The organism is Cellulomonas sp. P1_C4, assembly GCF_056406355.1.
This window is the reverse complement of record NZ_JBFUAI010000003.1, coordinates 126,786-145,056: the sequence shown is the minus strand read 5'-3', so window position 1 is coordinate 145,056 and position 18,271 is coordinate 126,786. Positions and strand designations below refer to the sequence as shown.

Below are 18,271 nucleotides of genomic sequence, written 5' to 3'. Positions count from 1 at the left end.
CCGACGGTCCCCGTGCACGTGAGGACGGCCACGCGGCGCGTGCGGCCGGCGGCGCGATGGTTAGGCTCGACCCCATGTCTCATCCCCGCATCGCCCTCGCGCAGATCGACACGCGCGTGGGGGACGTCGACGCGAACGCCCAGGCGGTGCTGGACTGGGCGCGCACCGCGGCACAGGCCGGCGCGGACCTGGTGGTCTTCCCCGAGATGACGCTCACCGGGTACCCGATCGAGGACCTGGCGCTGCGGGCGTCGTTCCGCCGCGGCGCCGAGGCCGCCCTGCAGCGCACGGCGAAGGCGCTGGCCGACGACGGTCTCGGCGGGCTCGCCGTGCTCGTCGGCACCGTCGGGGAGAAGTCCGTGACCCCGGTGCACGAGCCCGGCGCACCCGAGGGACCGCGACGACCCACCAACCAGGCGGTCCTCCTGCAGCACGGGCAGGTGCAGGTGCGCTACGACAAGCACCACCTGCCCAACTACGGCGTGTTCGACGAGTACCGGATCTTCGCGGCCGGCGACGACGTCTGCGTGATCGACGTGCAGGGTCGCCGCGTCGGCGTCGTCATCTGCGAGGACATCTGGCAGGACGGCGGGCCCGTCTCGCAGATGGACGAGAACGAGGTCTCGCTGCTGGTCGTGCTGAACGCCTCCCCCTATGAGGAGGGCAAGGGCTACCAGCGAATCGAGCTCGCGGCGCGGCGCGCGCACGAGGTCGCGGCGCCGGTCGCCTACGTGAACCTCGTCGGCGCGCAGGACGACCTCGTGTTCGACGGCGGCTCGTTCGTCATCGCGACCGACGGCACCGTCCTGACCAGGGCGCCGCAGTTCGTCGAGCACCTGCTGGTGTGGGACCTGTTGGACGATGACGACGCACCGGCCACCGGCCCGGTCGCGAAGCCGCTGGCGCCCGACGAGGAGGTCTACCGGGCGCTCGTCGCCGGCCTGCACGGGTACGTGACCAAGAACGGGTTCCACTCGGTCCTGCTCGGCATGTCCGGCGGCATCGACTCGGCGCTGGTGGCGGCCATCGCCGCCGACGCCATCGGCGGCGAGAACGTCGTGGGTGTCTCGATGCCGTCGGTGTTCTCGTCGGACCACAGCAAGGACGACGCGCAGGACCTGGCCAAGCGGATCGGCGCCGACTTCCGCGTCCAGCCGATCAAGGCCATGGTCGACGCGTTCGAGGGCGAGATCCCGCTCGACGGCGTGGCCGCCGAGAACCTCCAGGCCCGGGTCCGCGGCGTCATCCTCATGGCGATCTCGAACCGTGAGGGCCACCTGGTGATCGCGCCGGGCAACAAGTCCGAGCTCGCGGTCGGGTACACGACGATCTACGACGCCGGCAGCATCGGCGGCTTCGCCCCCATCAAGGACGTCGACAAGTCCCGCGTCTGGGCGCTGGCGCGCTGGCGGAACAACGCCGCGCTCGACGGCGTCTTCGGTCCCGACGAGCTCCCGCCCATCCCGGAGTCGTCGATCACCAAGCCGCCGTCGGCCGAGCTGCGGCCCGGCCAGGTCGACCAGGACTCGCTGCCGCCGTACGAGCTGCTCGACGAGGTGCTGGACGCCTACGTCGAGAGCGCCGAGGGCCGGTCCGAGCTGCTCGCGCGAGGGTTCGACCCGGCCGTCGTCGACAAGGTCCTCGCGCTCGTCGACCGCGCCGAGTGGAAGCGTCGGCAGTACCCGCCGGGCACCAAGGTCACCGCGCTGGCCTTCGGCCGCGACCGCCGGCTGCCCATCACCACCCGCTGGCGCGAGCCGTGAGCACCCCGACAGGAGCATCTGGAATGACCCAGACCCCGAAGCGCGTCCGCGTGCACCACCTGCGCGAGGCCAAGGTGCGCGGCGAGCGGCTGACGATGCTCACGGCGTACGACGCCGTGACCGCGCGGATCTTCGACGAGGCCGGCATCGACATGCTGCTCGTCGGCGACTCGATCGGGAACACCATGCACGGGCACACCACGACGCTGCCCGTCACGGTCGACGACCTCATCCCACCCGCCCGGGCCGTCGCCGGCGCCGCCAAGCGCGCGTTCGTCGTCGCCGACCTGCCCTTCGGCTCCTACGAGGCCGGACCGGCGCAGGCACTCGAGACCGCGGTGCGGATGATGAAGGAGACCGGCGTCGCCGCCGTGAAGTTCGAGGGCGGCAAGCGCGTCACCGCGCAGATCAAGGCCCTGACCGACGCAGGCATCCCCGTCGTTGCGCATCTCGGCTACACGCCGCAGTCGGAGAACCTGCTCGGCGGCCCCCGGGTCCAGGGCCGCGGAGATCTCGCCGCCGAGCTGCTCTGCGAGGACGCCGTGGCGATCCAGGAGGCCGGCGCGGTCGCCGTGGTCCTCGAGATGGTGCCCGCCCCGGTGGCCGCGCGCGTCACGGAGATCCTGCACATCCCCACCATCGGCATCGGTGCCGGTGCCGAGTGCGACGGCCAGGTGCTCGTCTGGGTCGACATGGCGGGCATGACCGACTGGTCGCCGCGCTTCGCCAAGCGGTTCGGCGAGATCGGCGCAGCGCTCAAGGCCGCGGCGACGGCCTACGCCGACGAGGTGCGCGGCGGCACGTTCCCGGACGCCGCCCACCGCTTCGACTCCTGACGGCGGCGGCTCAGGACGGCTGCTCGTCCTCGGCGTCCCAGTCCTGGTTGCGCTTGCGGGCCTTCTCCAGCGCGTGGGTGGCCTCCTCGCGCGAGGTGTACGGACCCATGAGCTTGGTCCAGTCGCTCTGCCGGCCCTCCTCGACCTCGTGGGTCTCGGTGTTGAACCAGAAGTTGCCTGCCACGGTGATCTCCTCTCGCCCGGGGCACCAGCCGTGACCGGCCCCGATGCCCTCCTGTCCGTAGACTGCCAGGTATGTCGACCGTGCACGCGCCACGAGCCGCCCTGGTCCCGGGGACGCTGAGCCCGCTTCGTGCGGTGCCGTCGGCGATCGCCCGCCCCGAGTACGTCGGGCGGCCCGGTCCCGCGCACTGGTCGGGCAGCAACGTGCTCGAGCCGGAGATGATCGACCGCATCCGGGTCGCTGCGCGCCTCGCGGCCCAGGCCCTCGAGCTCGTCGGCAGCCATGTTGCGCCGGGTGTGACGACGGACGAGCTCGACGCGATCGGTCACGAGTTCCTCATCGAGCACGGCGCCTACCCGTCGACCCTCGGGTACCGCGGCTTCCCGAAGTCCCTGTGCACGTCGATCAACGAGGTCATCTGCCACGGCATCCCCGACTCGACCGTCATCGAGGACGGGGACATCGTGAACATCGACGTCACCGCCTACATCGGCGGGGTGCACGGCGACAACAACGCGACGTTCCTCGCTGGGGACGTCGACGAGGAGTCCCGCCTGCTGGTCGAGCGGACGCGCGAGTCCCTGAACCGCGCGATCAAGGCCGTGGCGCCGGGCCGGGAGCTCAACGTGATCGGCCGGGTCATCGAGAAGTACGCGACGCGCTTCGGGTACGGCGTGGTCCGCGACTACACCGGGCACGGCGTCGGTCCCGCCTTCCACACCGGGCTGATCGTCCCGCACTACGACGCGGCGCCCGCCTACGACACCCTCATCGAGCCGGGGATGGTGTTCACCATCGAGCCCATGCTCAACCTCGGCACCCCCGACTGGGTGATGTGGGACGACGACTGGACGGTTCTCACGGCCGACGGCCGACGCAGCGCGCAGTTCGAGCACACCCTGCTGGTCACCGACACCGGAGCGGAGATCCTGACCCTGCCATGAGCGACCACAAGCACACGAAGTCCCCCGACACGGCCTTCGGCATCGACATCGGGGGCAGCGGCATCAAGGGCGCGCCGGTGTCACTCGCCGAGGGCGAGTTCGCCGCCAACCGACTGCGCATCCCGACGCCCCAGCCGTCGACGCCCGAAGCCGTCGCCGAGACGGTGGCCAAGGTGGTCGACTCGTTCCACCTGGCCCAGGACGTGCCGATCGGCGTCACGTTCCCCGCCGTGATCCTGCACGGCGTCGCGCAGTCCGCGGCGAACGTCGACAAGTCATGGATCGGCACCGACGTCGAGAAGGCCGTGCACGACGCGACCGGTCGCAAGGTGCTGGCCGTCAATGACGCCGACGCCGCCGGGTATGCCGAGGTGCAGTACGGAGCCGCCAAGGGCATCGACGGCGTGGTCCTCGTGGTCACCCTCGGGACCGGGATCGGTTCCGCGTTGATCGTCGACGGGCACCTGGTGCCCAACACCGAGCTCGGTCACCTCCAGATCGACGGGTTCGACGCCGAGTCCCGCGCGGCCGAGAGCGTCCGGGACCGTGAGGGTCTCGACTGGGCGCAGTGGGCGGAGCGCCTGCAGCGGTACTTCACCGTCGTCGAGAACCTGTTCTGGCCCGACCTCATCGTGGTCGGCGGCGGCGTGAGCAAGCACCACTCCGACTTCCTGCCGCTGCTCGACATCCGGACCACGATCGTCCCGGCGAAGCTGCGCAACGCGGCCGGCATCGTCGGCGCCGCCGCCCTCGCCGCCGAGGCGCGCGGCTGACCCGTGCGCGACCTCGTGGAGGTCGCGCGGGGCGTACACGTCGCGACCAGCCGGGTGTACACGACCACCTCGACGGTGGTCGTCGGTGCGGCCGGGACCTGCCTGGTGGTCGACCCGGCCGTCACCGCGCGTGAAGTCGACGGCCTCGCAGCGACGATCCGCGACCGGGGATGGACCCCGGTCGCCTGCTGGTCCACGCACGCGCACTGGGACCACGTCCTGGACGGACCCGGGTTCCACCGGCTCCCCCGCTGGACGGAGGGCGCAACGGCCACCGACGCCGAGACGCTGGCCGCCGAGCGCGACGCCGACCCCGAGCTCGCCCGCAGTGGCGAGCCCCCGGCGCCGATCGCCGCGCTCCGCACGCCCTACCCTCAACGGACGCCCGGCGTGCTCGACTGGGACGGGCCGCCCGTCCACGTCCTGCGGCACGACGCGCACTCCCGCCCGCACACCGCCCTCGTGCTGCCGGAGGCCAGCGTCCTCGTCGCCGGCGACATGCTCTCCGACCTCGAGATCCCGCTGCTCGACCTGACCGCCTCGGAGCCGGTGGGCGACTACCTCGCCGCGCTGAACCTGCTCGAGTCCGTAGGGGCGGAGGTCGTCGTCCCTGGTCACGGCCACGTCGGGGGTGCCGACGAGCTGCAGCGCCGACTGGCCGCGGACCGCGCCTACCTGGCGGCACTCGTCGGCGGGACGTCGTGCGACGACGACCGCCTGGCGCTCCCCTGGGCCGCCGCCGCGCACGAGGCCCAGCGCGCGGCCGTGGCACCATGACCGGTATGGGATGGCTCGTCGCCGGCGTCGTCGTCGCGCTCGCGGTCCTGCTCGTCGCGGTCGACCGTATGACCGCGCGCGGCTGGTTCGACCGCCGACGCCCCCGCGAACGCCGGCCCGCCGAGGGCGCCGCCGCCAGCGGGATGCTCGGCGACCTCATCGACGTCTTCCAGCCCAACCGGGTCCACCTCACCGCTGAGCAGGAACGGCAGAAGCTCGACATCCAGCAGACCGGCGACTCCGCGGGCCGGCTCGACCTCGACTCCGGCGTCGTCCGCCTCGACCCGGAACCCCCGCCCCGGTAGCGCGCGCGGGGGGCTCGCTCTAGCGTGCCGCGCATGGCACTTGTGGTCTCCCACCTGACGATCGACTGCGCCGACCCGCACGCCCTGGCCCAGTGGTGGCGCGACGTGCTCGGGTGGACCTACCTCTGGGACGTGGCGGAGGACGACGACGAGGTCGCGATCGGGCCGGCCGACGGCGGCTCCACCGGCTGGCTTTTCCTCAGGGTCCCGGACGTGCGGACCGTGAAGAACCGCCTGCACCCCGACCTGCGGCCGCCGAACGGCTCCGACCAGGCCACCGAGCTCGAGCGCCTGCTCACGCTCGGTGCCACGCGCGTGGACATCGGGCAGGGAGACGTCCCGTGGCACGTCCTGGCCGACCCCGAGGGCAACGAGTTCTGCCTGCTGCGCAGCACCCCGGACCAGGTCGCGGCGATCCTCGCCGCACAGTCGGCCGTCAGCTGAGCGCGGCGCGCACCAGCGTCGACAGCTTCTTGCCGTCCGCGGACGCCCCGGCCCGCGCCGTCGCCTCCTTCATCACGGCGCCCATGTCCCGCACGGAGCTGGCACCGACGTCCGCGATGACCGCCTTCACGAGTGCCGCCAGCTCGTCGTCCGACAGCTGCGCCGGCAGGTACGTCTCGATGAGATCCGCCTCGGTGGTCTCCGTCGCCGCCCGCTCGGCGGCCCCGGCGTCGGTGTAGATCTGCGCCGAGTCGCGCCTCTTCTTCACCTCGCGCGCCAGGATCTTGAGCACCTCGTCCTCCGACAACTCCTTCTCGACCGCCCCGGCCTTCGCCTCGAACCGCACGGCGCCGATGATCTGGCGCAGAATCCCCGTGCGCTCCGTGTCGCGGGCCTTCATGGCGGTGGTCAGGTCGGACGTCAGCTGGTCGAGGGTGCTCATGGGAGCCATCGTGCCCCGGCCGTGCCCATCGGCGCAGTCGGAATGCCGGGCGCACGAAGACCTCCGGCCGCGGTGCGGAACCCTGTGCGGGTCCCGCTCCACGACCGGAGGTCTTGGTCGACGACCCGCTCACGCGGATCGTCACACAGCCTCAACCCATCCGCGCCGACACCTCGGCGGCGATGGGATCGACCACGTCAGCGGGTAGCCCGCCGACGAAACACCGTCAGGCCGAGCCCGGAGAAGACGAGGACCAGTGCGGCTCCCAGCGTGATCGCCACGCCATTGCTTCCGGTCTGCGCGAGCTCAGCCGAGGCGGGGTCCTCCGCGGCAAGAACCTCGGAGTAGAACCCGGCGGGGACGGGGGTGTCCGCGGCAAGGACCTCGTCGCCCGCCGGCGTCACCTTGGTGGCCGGGATCGTGATCGGCGTGGTCGGGATCGGCTCAGGCTCGGGAGCGACGTAGCAGCCCGCCTCGGGGTCGGTCGACTGGGTGACCCCAGTGGCGTCCTCCAGCACGACAGTGCGGGTGGCAGACCGGCCGTCCCTGTTAACGAGCCACTCCGACGACAGACCTTCGAGGATGGTCGCGTCATCGTTGGCGAACAAGTACAGGTTCACGCCCAGGCCGAGGCGCTGCACCGAGAGGCGCACCGTGTCACCAGCCAGCGAGTAGTACCGCACGCCGTCGTTCTCGACCAGGAAGGTCGCCCCGGTCAGGTCCGGGTTGAACGTCCCAGCAGCGTCGCACTTCGGAGCACCAGGCCCGGCGTTGAACTGCGCGACGTTGAGGTGCGGGCACTTCGTGAGGTCCTTGTCGCCGATGGTGTAGCTCACCGCGAGGTGGGCGGTCCCGTCCGCGAACAGGTGGCCCGGCAGGGCGGTGAAGTGCACCGTGTGATCGCCAGGCGTCGAGTCAAGGCTGGCCTCGTCGAGCGTGGCGAACGTCCCAGAGATACCCAGAGCGCTACCCGTCGCAGAGCAGGTGCCGTCCCCGACAACCACGTTGGCCCCAGCGTCCTGCGGGAGCGGGCAGTCATCCGTGGCAGCCTCGATGGTGTACTTCACCGTGAGGGTGTTGGTGCCGTTGGCGAACCAGTGACCGGGGAGTGCCGTGAAGGTCGCCTCGTGCTCACCAGGGGTCGAGTCGAGGCTGTCGAGGCCCCCGTCGACCGAGGCGAACGTCCCCGAGATGCCCAGGATGGTGCCGTCTGCGTCGCAGGTGGCGGGAGCCACGACCACGTTCGCACCAGCGTCCGTCGGCGGGCACAAGCTGAGGTCCCTGTCGGGGATCGTGTAGGGCACCACGAGGGTGTCCGTGCCGTTGGCGAACAGGTGACCGTCGACCGCCTTGAAGGTGGCCTCGTAGTCACCCGGCGTCAGGTCGAACGAACCGACGAGTCGAGCGTTCGCACCGGAGATGCCGGGCACTCCCGGCGCGTCGCAGGTGGCGGGCGTGATGGTTACGTTGGCCCCAGCGTCCTTCGGGAGGTCGCAGGGGTGTCCCGCGTTGCCCTCGACCGTGATGACCTTTCGCTCGTCGATCTGGGTCCAGCCCGCACCGGGCGACTGGAGAACCCCCTCGGCCGTCTCGGTCAGGCGGAAGCGGAACTCCTGGTGCGTCACGGCGTCATGGTGCTCGAACTTCGCGGGGGCGAAGAAGAACCAGTCACGGTTGCCGGACGATCCAGCGCTGGCGTAGTGCAGGCCGACGCCGACGGTGCCGATCCAGGTGATGTTGTCCGAGCCGTGCGGCTCCTGGTGGGTGTTCGCCGTCCAGTAGTCGGCGTCACCGGGGGGCAGCGGGGTGTCGTCGTTGCCGATGCCGGAGTTGCCCTTCAGCGAGTAGTGCTGGGCCTCCGCGACCTGCACGTCCTCGGCGTCCTTGGTGGTGACCGTCCGCTCGCCGAACTTGACCCAGCCCTCGCCGGGGGTGGCGAGCACCCAGTCGGTCGCGGTGACCTTCTGGTAGTCGTACTCCTGGTGGCTGATCTCATCGACCACGCCACACAGGGACGGGTTGTCATCCGGTGGCTCCACATCGGCGAGGGCAGCGCCCCCGGTTGCCACAACGAGCGCGAGGCTCGCCGCAGCGGCAATGATGATGCGCTTGAACATGTCGTACCTCTCGGTGGGTCCACTCCTGGTGGACTTGAAGCTCTGCCGAGGCAACGCCGGGCGGCGTCTCGGCAAGTCGTTGTAAGTCGGATCCGGTAGGTGGTGACCGGGATGGCGGCAGGCTCGGCAACGAACGACGAGACGCTCAGACAGGACTCAGAAGAGGCAGAGGCCTTGACCTCTGACCCGGCGATCGGGGTGCGGCACCCGAGGGTGCCTCGCTCCCTGCCGATCGCTCAGATCAGTGCGCCAGCGCCAGCGCTGGCTATGCGTCCAGTGTGCGTGGTCACCACCGGAGGCGTGTGGGCCCAAGGTCCTGCCTCGAGGATGGCGGCACAGGTGCCCCACACATCCCTCAGCGGACAGGTCGAATATCTCGCCGCGCCGGCCGCCGTGAAGGCGGATGAGTCAGTCGATACGCCGGGTTCTGTCCTCGCGCGCGGTTGCCCGCAGCTGCGCGAGTGGCGGCCATCCCTCTACGACGTACGTTGCCGCACGCCTCCAGCGGCCTACCCGGGAGCTCGGGCGAGCAGCCCTCGAACGCTCCCTGTCTGACCTTGCTCCGGGTGGGGTTTACCTAGCCGCACCGGTCGCCCGGCACGCTGGTGGTCTCTTACACCACCGTTTCACCCTTACCCGTCCGGCGGACCGGTCGGGCGGTCTGTTCTCTGTGGCACTGTCCCGCGGGTCACCCCGGGTGGGCGTTACCCACCACCCTGCTCTGCGGAGCCCGGACGTTCCTCGGCGAGCCCGAGGGCTCGACGCGGCCGCCTGACTGACTCATCCGCGCCGCCAGCCTAGTCGGCGCGAGCGGTCACGGGCACCGGCCGGTCAACGTGAACCGGGTGTCGGTCTCGGCATCGTCCGCCGTCGCCCCCGTGCCGGAGGCGTCCACGTCGCCGCTGTCGGCGACCTGCACGTTCGAGATCGTGCCCTGGAAGCCGTCGTCGCCGGTGACGACGATGCTGCCCTTGCCACCCTTCACGGCCACGGTCACGGTGGCGTTGTCGCCCTCGAACGTCACGCTGAGCGTGGCCTTGTCGGGGTTCTCGCAGGTCGACGCCGTGCCGGAGACCGAGAGCTTGCCGTCGGCGGTGCTGAAGGAGAACTCGCCGAGGCCGTTCGTCGACCTCGTGCCGCTTCCACCGTCGTCCGCTGAGCCGCAGCCCGCGAGCGACCACGAGAGCGTGGCAGCAAGGGCGAGAATGGCGAGGGCCGGGCGGCGATGGACGACGAGTCCGCTCATCTCTGGAGGCTAGGCCCGCCTCGGGCCGAAAGCACCTGGGAAGTTCACCCATCCGCGTCGCCTCTGGCCCCGAACCACGGGCATGGACACCACACACGGACTGACCAAGCGCGAGCGCGTCATCCTCGCCCACCTGGCCCTGCCCCTCACGCTCGGCGAGATCGCCGGCTCGCTGTTCGTCACCCGGAACACGGTGAAGTCGCAGGTCCGCTCCATCTACCTCAAGCTCGGGGTCGCCGATCGCGAGTCGGCGCTCACGCACGGGCGGCGCCTCGGGCTCGTGCCCGCCGACCTGGGCATGCCCGAGATCGGGCAGAGGCATCGGCGACTGACGGAGGTGCCGCACCCTGCCGTTCAGACGTCGACGCGGTAGTTCAGCGACAGCTCGTCGCCCGAGACTCCCCGGATCCCCCAGTTCTCCGGCGGGCTCTCGATGATGATCACCTCGAGGTCGTCCGCGGACAGACCGAGGGTGGGCGCGACGTCGTCGTAGAACGCGGCGATGAGCGCCCGGCGTGCCTCGCGGCTCCGGCCGGTGAAGCAGAGGATCTCGACCACCAGGTAGTCCTTGCCGCGCGGTGCCACCAGGTCGTCGCCGTCGAGCAGCAGGAAGCGGTGGAACCGCTTGTCCGGGGGCAGTCCCCAGGTGCCGACGATCACGCGGTGGATCGCGTCCGACACCGACCCGCGGCGGTCCTGCCAGACGTCGCGGCGGCCGTAGATCTTGACGTGCGCCATGTGGTCCTCCTCGCGCTGGGGCGTCGCGCGGAGCCTACAGTTCAGGCGTGCTCGTGCTCCTGCCGCCCTCCGAGGGCAAGACGCCGCCGCGCGCCCGCGGCCCCCAGCTCGACCTCGACGGGCTCGGCGCACCCGGTCTCACGCCGGTGCGGGAGAAGGTGCTCGACGCGTTGATCCAGGTCAGCGCGACGACGGACGCCATGCGCGTCCTCGGGGTCGGGGCCAGCCTCGCCCACGAGGTCGCCCGCAACTCCGACCTGCGCACCGCCCCGACGGCTCCCGCGAAGAAGGTGTACTCGGGCGTCCTGTACGCGGCGGCCGGCCTCGACCGCCTCACACCGACCGCACGGGCGCGGGCCGCGGAGAGCGTCCGGATCGTGTCCGGCCTCTGGGGCCTCGTCGCGCCGGACGACCAGATCCCCGCGTACCGGCTGTCGATGGGCACCGACCTGCCCGGCATCGGCCCGCTGGCCGGGGCGTGGCGCGGTCCGCTCGGAGTCGAGCTCACCGACCGGGCCGAGGGCGAGCTCGTGGTCGACTGCCGCTCGGCCACGTACCTCGCCGCCTGGCACCCACCGGCGTCGGCCGACTGGGTCGCCGTCCGGGTGCTGCGGGAGCTCGACGGGCACCGGTCCGTCGTCTCGCACAACGCCAAGCACACCCGCGGCGTCCTCACGCGGCACCTGTTGACCCGCCGCGGCCGGGCACCGCACGACGCGGCGTCGCTCGCGCGGGTGGCGCAGGAGCTCGTCGGCTCCGAGCTGCTGGCCGTCGACCTGGGGCCGCCGGCCCGCGGTGCACGGACGCTCTCGCTCGTCGTGGCCTGAGTGAGCCGCCGACGGCACGTGCCCTGGTGGCTCGTCGCGGTGGCCGTGAGCGCGCTCGCGGTGGTCACGGGCGCGCTGCCCGCCGACGACGCCCGCGCGCTGGCGGAGCGGACGCTGCCCGTGCTCGTGTTCGTCGCCGCGCTGACCGTCGTCGCCGAGATGTGCGCGGGAGCCGGGCTGTTCGACGCCGCCGCCGGCCTCGCGTCCCGCGTGGCGGGCGGCCACCGGTGGGCGCTGTGGGGCCTCGTCGTGCTGCTGGCGGTCGTGAGCACGGCCGTCCTGTCGCTCGACACCACCGCGGTGCTGCTCACCCCGGTCGTCATCGCGCTCGCCCGACGCACCCACACTCCCCCGCTGCCGTTCGCGCTGGCCGTCCTCGCGCTGGCCAACACCGCGTCGCTCGTGCTCCCCGTCTCCAACCTCACCAACCTGCTCGCCGACCACACCCTGCGCGCGGCGGGCGTCGGCTACCTCGGGCTGATGTGGGCACCGGCGCTCGCAGCTGTCGTGATCACGGTGGCCGTGCTCGCCGTCCGGGATCGGCGGTCGCTGCGTGGCGGCTACGACGTGCACCCGCCCCGCGCGGTCCGCGACCGCGTGCTGCTCGCTGTCTGCGCCGTCGCCGTCGGCGTGCTCGCGGTCGCCTTCGTCCTCGGCGCCCCGACGGCACCGACCGCGGTCGTCGTCGCCGTCGCGCTCCTCGCGGCCACCCTCCTGCGGCACCAGAAGCTGCCGGTGGCCGCGCGCGACCTCGTGCCCTGGCGGACCCTGCTCGTCGTCCTCGGGCTCTTCGTCGTCGTCGAGACCGCCCACGCGCACGGCCTGGGGACGGTCCTCGCCCACGCGGCCGGGACCKGGAGCGCGGCGGGCGACCTGCTCGGGGTGGCTGCGGTCGGCGCGCTCGCGTCGAACGCGATCAACAACCTGCCCGCCTACCTCGCGCTCGAGCCGGCCGTGGCCGCGGACCCGGTGCGGGTGGCCGCGCTGCTCATCGGCACGGGCGTCGGGCCCCTGATCACGCCCTGGGGCTCGCTGGCGACAGTCCTGTGGTGGCAACGCTGCCGCACCGTGCTGCTCGACGTGCCCGCCGGGACGATAGTGCGCCAGGGGCTGCTGCTCGCGCCGCTCGCGGTCGTCGCCGCCACCGCGGCGCTCGTCGCGACCGCCTAGGACCGTCCGGTCGTCGACCAACCCTCGCTCGGCACCCCGACCACGGCGATCTCGTCGCGGCGGTCCGCGAACAGCCGCACGATGCTCACCGAGGCGGGGGCGACCCGCAACTGGCTCCACGACGACGGCTGCGCGCCCATGGTGACGCCGAGCGCCGCGCGGATCGACACCGCATGGCTGACGACGACGACCGTGCGGTCGACGCCCTCCGCCAGCAGAGCCTCGAGCCCGCGCTGCAGCCGGCGCCCGACGTCCTCGATCGACTCACCCCCGGGCGGCCGCACGTCGGCCTTCGTGTGCCACGGCTCCAGCTGCCCGGGCCAGCGCTCCTCGATCTGCTCCGACGTCAGGCCCTGCCACTCGCCGAAGTTCGCCTCCTGGAAGGTGGCGTCGGTCCGGACGGGCAGGCCCAGCGTCTCCGCGATGACCGCGCTGGTCTGCTGCGTGCGCACCATCGGGGAGGCGACGACCTCGCTCGGGTACGGGATGTCGCCCCAGAGGTCGCGGCCGATGCGGTCCACCAGGTCGGCGGCGTCGTGCGCCTGCCGCAGCCCGGTGTCGTCGAGCGGCGGACCGGGCTCGCCGGAGCCCGAGTAGCCGCGCGCGACGGTCATGGTCGTCTGGCCGTGCCGGACGAGGACGACCGTGACCGGCTGCTCCTCGTCGAAGCGGACGCCGGCGCCGGACGGGCGTGGCGCCCGAGAGGTCGTCGGGGGCCCTGCCGGGTGGGCGGGCGAGTCGGTCAACGGTTCGGCGTCGTCGCTCACGATCGCAGTCTGGCGCTCCCGCGCCGCGTGCGCGACCCCCGTCAGCCCTTGGCGGGCTCGGGGAGCCGGACGAGGATCCGCCCGCACTCCTCGCAGCGGGCCACCTGGTCCGCGGGTGCCTTGACAATGGCCTCGACGTCGAGCGGGTTGAGCTCGAGCCGGCAGCTCTCGCACCGGCGACCGCGCAGCGCTCCCGCACCCTTGCCGCCCAGCTGGGCGCGCAGCTTCTCGTAGAGCGCGACGAGCCCGGCGTCGAGCCCGTCGACGGCCTTCGCGCGCTCGGCCCGCACGACCTCGGCGTCCGCGTCGAGCGTCGCGTAGGCCGCGTCGCGCTCGGACTCGACCGCGGCGCGCTTGTCGGCGAGCGACTCGTGCGCGGTCGTCACCTCGGCGAGCGTCGTCTCGTGGGCCTCGAGCCGCTCCATGACGTCCAGCTCGATCTCCTCGAGCTCCGCCTGGCGACGCCCGAGGGTGCCGAGCTCGCTCTGCAGCGCCTGCAGGTCCTTCGGGCTGCCCTGCCCGGAGTCGAGACGCGACTGGTCCCGGGCGGCGCGCACCCGCACCTGCTCGACGTCGGCCTCGGCCTTGGCCAGCTCGCGCCGCAGGTCGCTCACCGCCGTCTGGGACGTCACGAGCGCCGTGTGCAGGTCGGTGACCTGCGAGTCCAGCTCGATCAGTCGCGCGAGCTCGGGCAGCGTCCGCTTCTTGTGGGCGATCTGGTCCAGGCGGGTGTCGAGCTCCTGGACGTCGAGCAGTCGGCGCTGGTCCGCTGCGGGTGCAGTCGTCACGGGTGTCCTTCGGTCGAGGCGTGTGGTGCGGCAGTCTCAGGGCTCGCGACGCGACCCGTCCACGGGTCGGTGCGGAGCGTGCTGACGCGAGTGACCACCGTAGTCCCCGCGGCGGTGACGTCGTGCTCGAGCGCCCGGGCGGCGCGCGCGAGCCACGGCCACTCCGAGGCGAAGTGCGCGACGTCCACGAGGTACGGCGTCGAGACGCCCTCGAAGTCGGCGCGCTCGCGCAGCTCCGAGGCCGGGTGGTGGCGCAGGTCGGCGGTCACGTACGCGTCGACCCCGGACGCGCGGACGGCGTCGAACAGCGAGTCACCCGAGCCGCCGACCACGGCGACCCGCTCGACGCGCCCGTCGGGGTCGCCGGCGAACCGCACCCCCTGGGCGGTCGCGGGCAGCGCACGCGCAACGTCGGCAGCGAACACGGACAGCGTCGTCGGCTCCGGGAGCGCACCGACGCGGMCGATGCCCGTGCTCCCCGGCCACGACGCCAGCTCGAGCACGTCGAACGCCGGCTCCTCGTACGGGTGGGCTGCCCGCAGCGCGGCCACGACCGCCGCCCGCAACCGGCGCGGCGCCACCATCTCGACCCGCGCCTCGACCACGCGGGACGCCTCGCCGGCGGACCCGATCGTGGGCGTCGCCGCCGGGGACGGCGTGAACGTGCCCTCGCCGGTCGACGTCCACGCGCACCGCGTGTACTCGCCGAGCGCTCCCGCACCGGCCGCGGCGAGGGCGTCGACCAGCCGCTCGGCGTCCCCGACCGGGGTGAACACCACGTGCTTGTCCAGCGGCTCGGCGGGTGCCGCGTCCAGGGGCACGGTGCCGACGAGCCCGAGCACGTCGGCCAGCGCGTCCGCGACGCCGCCCGTCACGGCGTCGGCGTTGGTGTGCGCGGTGAAGAGACCGACGCCGGACCGGACCAGCCGGTGCAGCAGCGCGCCCTTGAAGGTGGTAGCGGCGATCGAGTGGACCGGCCGCAGCAGGAGCGGGTGGTGGGTCACGACGAGGTCGGCCTCCCACGCGATCGCCTCGTCGACGACCGCGGCGACCGGGTCGACCGCGAACAGCACCCGGCGCACGGGCTGGTCCGGGTCCCCGGTCACGAGTCCCACCGCGTCCCACGACTCAGCCGTGGACGGCGGGTAGCGCCGCTCGAGGAGGTGCACGACGTCGGCCAGGCGGGGCACGCTCACGCCCAGCACGCTACCGGGCGGCTCATCGCACCTCGACCGGGTCGCCGACCACGATCCGGCCGGTGCGCACGGGGACCATCTGGACGCCGAACCACAGCTCGCCGTCCCACCGACGGTGGCGGGCGAGCGTCAGGAGCGGCTCACGGCCCTTGACCTGCGTGTCGGGGTCGATCGTCGTCATCACGCACCGCCCGCAGAGGTCGGCGAACCGCAGCTCCACGTCGCCGGCGACCAGGGTCGACCACCGGTCCTCCGCGAACGCCTCCAGGTCCCCGTCGACCACCAGGTTGGGCCGAAAGCGCCGCATGTCGAGCGCCTGCCGGGCCGCGGGCGCGGGCTCGCCGCGGGTCAGCGCCCGGTCCACGCGCTCGTCGTGGATCTCGGCCGCCCACGCGTCGAGCCGCGCGAGGGACGCCGTCGTGGTCACGTGCAGCGGCCCGCTGTCGTTCAGCGACATGGGGTCGTCCAAGGTGCCGCCGTGCTTCTCGGCCATGCCGCGCCGGGCCGGGTCGTCGAGCCACAGCAGCCGCGCGGCGCGACCGACCAGGTCCGAGCACCACGCGTCGGCCTCGTCACCCGCGCGCGTGGCCGTGTCCAGCCTGCTCATCCGCACCGGGACGTCGGCAGGTCCGGCCGGCTCGGCAACGAGGAGCGGCTCGCGGTCGCGGGCGGTGAGCCGGACGCCGCCCTCGACCGGCGTGGCCCGAGCGCCGAGCATGACCGGGTGCTTGCGCGCGGTGATCGTCTCGCCGGACCGGTCGACGAGCATCCACCGACGGTCCCCGCGGGGCCCCGACCTGTCGATTGTCATGGCGTCCACAGGACTCCCCGCGAGAGACTTCACCGGGTAGACAGTGAGGGCGGAGACTAAGGCCATGGGCGGACCCTAACAACGCCGCACCGGTGAACGGCGTACGAACGCCACCACCTGCGTGCGAGAATTGGGTGCTCGGGGCATCGGTCACGAGGAATGAGGGGCTTGGTCCGGGTGCAAGGGTTCATCGGTCGTGGGGCGCGCGGGCTGCGCGAGCTCGCCCTGCTCGTGCTGCTGTGGATCTGCTACACGGTCGTGCGAGCCACGGCCGGCACCGACGTCGACGCCGCGAACGGGTCGGCGGTCAGGATCCTGGGTCTCGAGCGGGCGCTGCACATCAACATCGAACAGGCGCTCGACCACTGGGCGGCCGGTGTCCGGGGCGTCGAGGTCGTCGCGTCGTTCTGGTACGCGTCGCTGCACCTCGTCGTGACGGGCTCGGTGCTGCTCTGGCTCTACCTGCGCCACCCCGACGCCTACCGACCGCTGCGCAGGGCCCTCGTCATCGCCACCGGCGTCGCGCTCGTCTGCTACCTCGCCCTCCCGACGGCGCCACCGCGACTGCTGCCCGGCTACATCGACATCCTCCAGCACACGGCGGACGTCGGCTGGTGGCCGGGTGCGGGCGGGGAAGGCTCGGTGCCGACGAACGAGCTGGCGGCGTTCCCGTCGATGCACGCCGGGTGGTCGCTGTGGGTCGGGCTCGCCCTGGTCGTCGCCGCACGCACCCCCGCGGTGCGCTGGATCGGCGCGTGCTACGCCCTGGGCACCGCCGCGGTCGTCGTGCTCACGGGCAACCACTGGATCCTCGACGTCGTCGTCGGATGGGTTGCGGTCGCCGTGCCGGCCGTGTGGCTCCTGCGCCGCGCGGCACTCCCCACCAACCGGTCGGGAGAGCCGCGCGAGCACGAAGAGCGCGTCCCGGCGCCGCGAGTCGCGGCGGCCTCTGACGGCACGGTGGGCCCGGCCGGTTTCGAACCGGCGACCTCCGCGGTGTAAGCGCGGCGCTCTGACCAGCTGAGCTACAGGCCCCGACGGACACCCGACAGGCGGGCGTCTCGACGGGCGCACAGCCTACCGGGCGGCGCCGGTCAGGCGGCGAGGTCCTCGAGCGCCTCGCGGTAGGCGGCGAAGTCCCGGGCGCGACCGGGAGGGTTGACCAGGCTCCAGCGCAGCACGCCCTCGGCGTCCACCAGGAAGCTGCCACGCACGGCGAAACCCTTGGCCTCGTCGAACACGCCGTAGGCGCGGGCCACCTCGCCGTGCGGCCAGAAGTCGGACAGCAGGTCGAACCCGAAGCCCTCCTGCGCCGCCCACGCGCGCAGCGAGTGCCCGGGGTCGCACGACACGACGAGCACGTGCACGCCGGCCGCCTCGAACTCGCTGATGTTGTCGCGCAGCTCGCACAGCTCACCGGTGCACGTCCCCGAGAACGCGAACGGCACGAAGACGATCACGACGGGTCCGCCGCGCAGCCCGCTGAGCGTGACCGGGGTGCCGTGCGTGTCGGGCAGGGAGAAGTCGGGCGCCGGGGCGCCGAGCAGGGGGGTGTCAGCCATGTCGCGGACTGTAATCGTCCGCGAGTCGCTCAGCGACCGCGCCCGCGGGCTCCTAGGCGGGTGGCGGACCAGTCGGCGGCGATCGAGAAGGTGCTCATCGCATGCAGGCCCGATGTGGTCGCGGCCTCCTCGATGTCGCTGTGCGAGACATGACCGGAGCGGCCGGCCTTGGGCGTGAGGACCCAGATCGGCCCGCCGTCGTCCAGCACGGTCATCGCGTCCACGAGCGCGTCCGTGAGGTCACCGTCGCCGTCGCGGAACCAGATGACGGCGCCGTCCGTGACGTCGTCATACTCCTCGTCGACCAGCTCGGCGCCGGTCACTGCCTCGAGGCTGCTGCGCAGCTCGTCGTCGACGTCGTCGTCGTAACCGAACTCCTGGACCACCTGGCCCGAGGTGAAGCCCAGGCGGGCGGCCACCTGCGACGCGCCTTCGTCCGCGGTGGATGACACGTCCGGACCGCTCCCTTCGTTCTCGGTGTCCCGGTGACGGGACACCTGCTCATTGCCGCACACGCTAGCCCACCGCACCCGGCCGGGCGCACGCAAGACCTGCACGGACGAAGGTGTCGCGGGCGTCGC

General features: G+C 72.5%; 22 protein-coding genes, 1 tRNA gene and 1 other RNA gene. 11 read left to right on the top strand and 13 right to left on the bottom strand.

Annotated elements, in window-relative coordinates:
* The first annotated feature begins 74 nt into the window (after positions 1-74).
* Together AC1DYZ_RS03375 and panB are read left to right on the top strand one after the other, a co-directional pair.
* A complete protein-coding gene (locus AC1DYZ_RS03375; protein ID WP_477063802.1) occupies positions 75-1,763 on the top strand; it encodes an NAD+ synthase in 1,689 nt (562 codons plus the stop codon).
* A 23-nt stretch (positions 1,764-1,786) separates the two neighbouring features.
* A complete protein-coding gene (panB, locus tag AC1DYZ_RS03370) occupies positions 1,787-2,599 on the top strand; it encodes a 3-methyl-2-oxobutanoate hydroxymethyltransferase (RefSeq protein WP_477063801.1) in 813 nt (270 codons plus the stop codon).
* 10 nt (positions 2,600-2,609) lie between these two features.
* On the opposite strand, the gene AC1DYZ_RS03365 is transcribed toward panB, so the two are convergent.
* Positions 2,610-2,783: an SPOR domain-containing protein gene (locus AC1DYZ_RS03365; protein WP_477063800.1), complete on the bottom strand. Its 174-nt coding sequence runs from the start codon at positions 2,781-2,783 to the stop codon at positions 2,610-2,612.
* Positions 2,784-2,854: 71 nt separating this feature from the next.
* Between AC1DYZ_RS03365 and map the strand changes: the two genes are divergently transcribed.
* Genes map through AC1DYZ_RS03340 form a run of 5 tightly spaced genes read left to right on the top strand, consistent with a single transcriptional unit; the run spans position 2,855 to position 6,026 of the window.
* Positions 2,855-3,727 carry a type I methionyl aminopeptidase gene (gene map, locus AC1DYZ_RS03360; protein WP_477063799.1) on the top strand — a complete coding sequence of 291 codons (873 nt, stop codon included), beginning with the start codon at positions 2,855-2,857 and terminating at the stop codon, positions 3,725-3,727.
* The gene (gene ppgK / locus AC1DYZ_RS03355; protein ID WP_477063798.1) at positions 3,724-4,500 is read left to right on the top strand and encodes a polyphosphate--glucose phosphotransferase; all 777 of its coding nucleotides are present in this window, start codon (positions 3,724-3,726) and stop codon (positions 4,498-4,500) included. The genes map and ppgK overlap by 4 nt, the downstream gene beginning before the upstream one ends.
* Positions 4,501-4,503: 3 nt before the next feature.
* Positions 4,504-5,277, top strand: a complete 774-nt coding sequence (locus AC1DYZ_RS03350) for an MBL fold metallo-hydrolase (RefSeq protein ID WP_477063797.1) — start codon at positions 4,504-4,506, stop codon at positions 5,275-5,277.
* A 5-nt stretch (positions 5,278-5,282) separates the two neighbouring features.
* Positions 5,283-5,582 (top strand): DUF6191 domain-containing protein, encoded by a 300-nt coding sequence (locus AC1DYZ_RS03345; protein ID WP_477063796.1) that lies wholly within the window; start codon positions 5,283-5,285, stop codon positions 5,580-5,582.
* 33 nt (positions 5,583-5,615) lie between these two features.
* Positions 5,616-6,026 carry a VOC family protein gene (locus AC1DYZ_RS03340; protein WP_477063795.1) on the top strand — a complete coding sequence of 137 codons (411 nt, stop codon included), beginning with the start codon at positions 5,616-5,618 and terminating at the stop codon, positions 6,024-6,026.
* Here the strand turns inward: AC1DYZ_RS03340 and AC1DYZ_RS03335 are convergent.
* The 4 genes from AC1DYZ_RS03335 to AC1DYZ_RS03320 all read right to left on the bottom strand — a co-directional run bounded on the left by AC1DYZ_RS03335 (position 6,019) and on the right by AC1DYZ_RS03320 (position 9,831).
* Positions 6,019-6,468, bottom strand: coding sequence for a GatB/YqeY domain-containing protein (locus tag AC1DYZ_RS03335; protein WP_477063794.1), 450 nt, complete (start codon positions 6,466-6,468; stop codon positions 6,019-6,021). The two genes, AC1DYZ_RS03340 and AC1DYZ_RS03335, sit on opposite strands and share 8 nt — an antisense overlap.
* Positions 6,469-6,665: 197 nt before the next feature.
* On the bottom strand, positions 6,666-8,471 hold the full coding sequence (locus AC1DYZ_RS03330; RefSeq protein WP_477063793.1) for a hypothetical protein: 1,806 nt from the start codon (positions 8,469-8,471) through the stop codon (positions 6,666-6,668).
* A 514-nt stretch (positions 8,472-8,985) separates the two neighbouring features.
* An RNA gene (rnpB, locus tag AC1DYZ_RS03325) (RNase P RNA component class A) lies at positions 8,986-9,368 on the bottom strand.
* A 31-nt stretch (positions 9,369-9,399) separates the two neighbouring features.
* The gene (locus tag AC1DYZ_RS03320; protein WP_477063792.1) at positions 9,400-9,831 is read right to left on the bottom strand and encodes a hypothetical protein; all 432 of its coding nucleotides are present in this window, start codon (positions 9,829-9,831) and stop codon (positions 9,400-9,402) included.
* An 82-nt stretch (positions 9,832-9,913) separates the two neighbouring features.
* On the opposite strand from AC1DYZ_RS03320, the gene AC1DYZ_RS03315 reads away from it, so the two are divergent.
* Positions 9,914-10,204 (top strand): LuxR C-terminal-related transcriptional regulator, encoded by a 291-nt coding sequence (locus AC1DYZ_RS03315; RefSeq protein WP_456824164.1) that lies wholly within the window; start codon positions 9,914-9,916, stop codon positions 10,202-10,204.
* Here the strand turns inward: AC1DYZ_RS03315 and AC1DYZ_RS03310 are convergent.
* Positions 10,186-10,569, bottom strand: a complete 384-nt coding sequence (locus tag AC1DYZ_RS03310) for a tautomerase family protein (protein ID WP_477063791.1) — start codon at positions 10,567-10,569, stop codon at positions 10,186-10,188. The genes AC1DYZ_RS03315 and AC1DYZ_RS03310 overlap by 19 nt on opposite strands.
* Before the next feature lie 47 nt (positions 10,570-10,616).
* Here AC1DYZ_RS03310 and AC1DYZ_RS03305 point away from each other — a divergent pair, with 47 nt between their 5' ends.
* Positions 10,617-11,396, top strand: a complete 780-nt coding sequence (locus tag AC1DYZ_RS03305; RefSeq protein ID WP_477063790.1) for a YaaA family protein — start codon at positions 10,617-10,619, stop codon at positions 11,394-11,396.
* Positions 11,397-12,566 (top strand): SLC13 family permease, encoded by a 1,170-nt coding sequence (locus tag AC1DYZ_RS03300; protein WP_477063789.1) that lies wholly within the window; start codon positions 11,397-11,399, stop codon positions 12,564-12,566.
* Here the strand turns inward: AC1DYZ_RS03300 and AC1DYZ_RS03295 are convergent.
* From AC1DYZ_RS03295 to AC1DYZ_RS03280, 4 genes are read right to left on the bottom strand one after another with little or no spacing between them, the layout of a single operon-like run.
* On the bottom strand, positions 12,563-13,333 hold the full coding sequence (locus AC1DYZ_RS03295) for a histidine phosphatase family protein (protein ID WP_477063788.1): 771 nt from the start codon (positions 13,331-13,333) through the stop codon (positions 12,563-12,565). The genes AC1DYZ_RS03300 and AC1DYZ_RS03295 overlap by 4 nt on opposite strands.
* A 41-nt stretch (positions 13,334-13,374) precedes the next feature.
* A complete protein-coding gene (locus tag AC1DYZ_RS03290) occupies positions 13,375-14,121 on the bottom strand; it encodes a zinc ribbon domain-containing protein (RefSeq protein WP_477063787.1) in 747 nt (248 codons plus the stop codon).
* A complete protein-coding gene (locus AC1DYZ_RS03285; RefSeq protein ID WP_477063786.1) occupies positions 14,118-15,317 on the bottom strand; it encodes a Nif3-like dinuclear metal center hexameric protein in 1,200 nt (399 codons plus the stop codon). Before AC1DYZ_RS03285 ends, AC1DYZ_RS03290 begins: the two co-directional genes overlap by 4 nt.
* Positions 15,318-15,339: 22 nt before the next feature.
* Positions 15,340-16,194 carry an MOSC domain-containing protein gene (locus AC1DYZ_RS03280; protein ID WP_477063785.1) on the bottom strand — a complete coding sequence of 285 codons (855 nt, stop codon included), beginning with the start codon at positions 16,192-16,194 and terminating at the stop codon, positions 15,340-15,342.
* Between the two features lie 93 nt (positions 16,195-16,287).
* On the opposite strand from AC1DYZ_RS03280, the gene AC1DYZ_RS03275 reads away from it, so the two are divergent.
* Positions 16,288-17,130, top strand: a complete 843-nt coding sequence (locus AC1DYZ_RS03275) for a phosphatase PAP2 family protein (RefSeq protein WP_477063873.1) — start codon at positions 16,288-16,290, stop codon at positions 17,128-17,130.
* Here AC1DYZ_RS03275 and AC1DYZ_RS03270 read toward each other — a convergent pair.
* From AC1DYZ_RS03270 to AC1DYZ_RS03260, 3 genes are all read right to left on the bottom strand, one after another.
* Positions 17,090-17,163: transfer RNA gene (locus AC1DYZ_RS03270), tRNA-Val, on the bottom strand. The genes AC1DYZ_RS03275 and AC1DYZ_RS03270 overlap by 41 nt on opposite strands.
* A gap of 59 nt (positions 17,164-17,222) precedes the next feature.
* Positions 17,223-17,690 (bottom strand): peroxiredoxin, encoded by a 468-nt coding sequence (locus AC1DYZ_RS03265; RefSeq protein ID WP_477063784.1) that lies wholly within the window; start codon positions 17,688-17,690, stop codon positions 17,223-17,225.
* Positions 17,691-17,719: 29 nt separating this feature from the next.
* The gene (locus AC1DYZ_RS03260) at positions 17,720-18,142 is read right to left on the bottom strand and encodes a DUF3052 domain-containing protein (RefSeq protein ID WP_477063783.1); all 423 of its coding nucleotides are present in this window, start codon (positions 18,140-18,142) and stop codon (positions 17,720-17,722) included.
* Positions 18,143-18,271 lie beyond the last annotated feature (129 nt).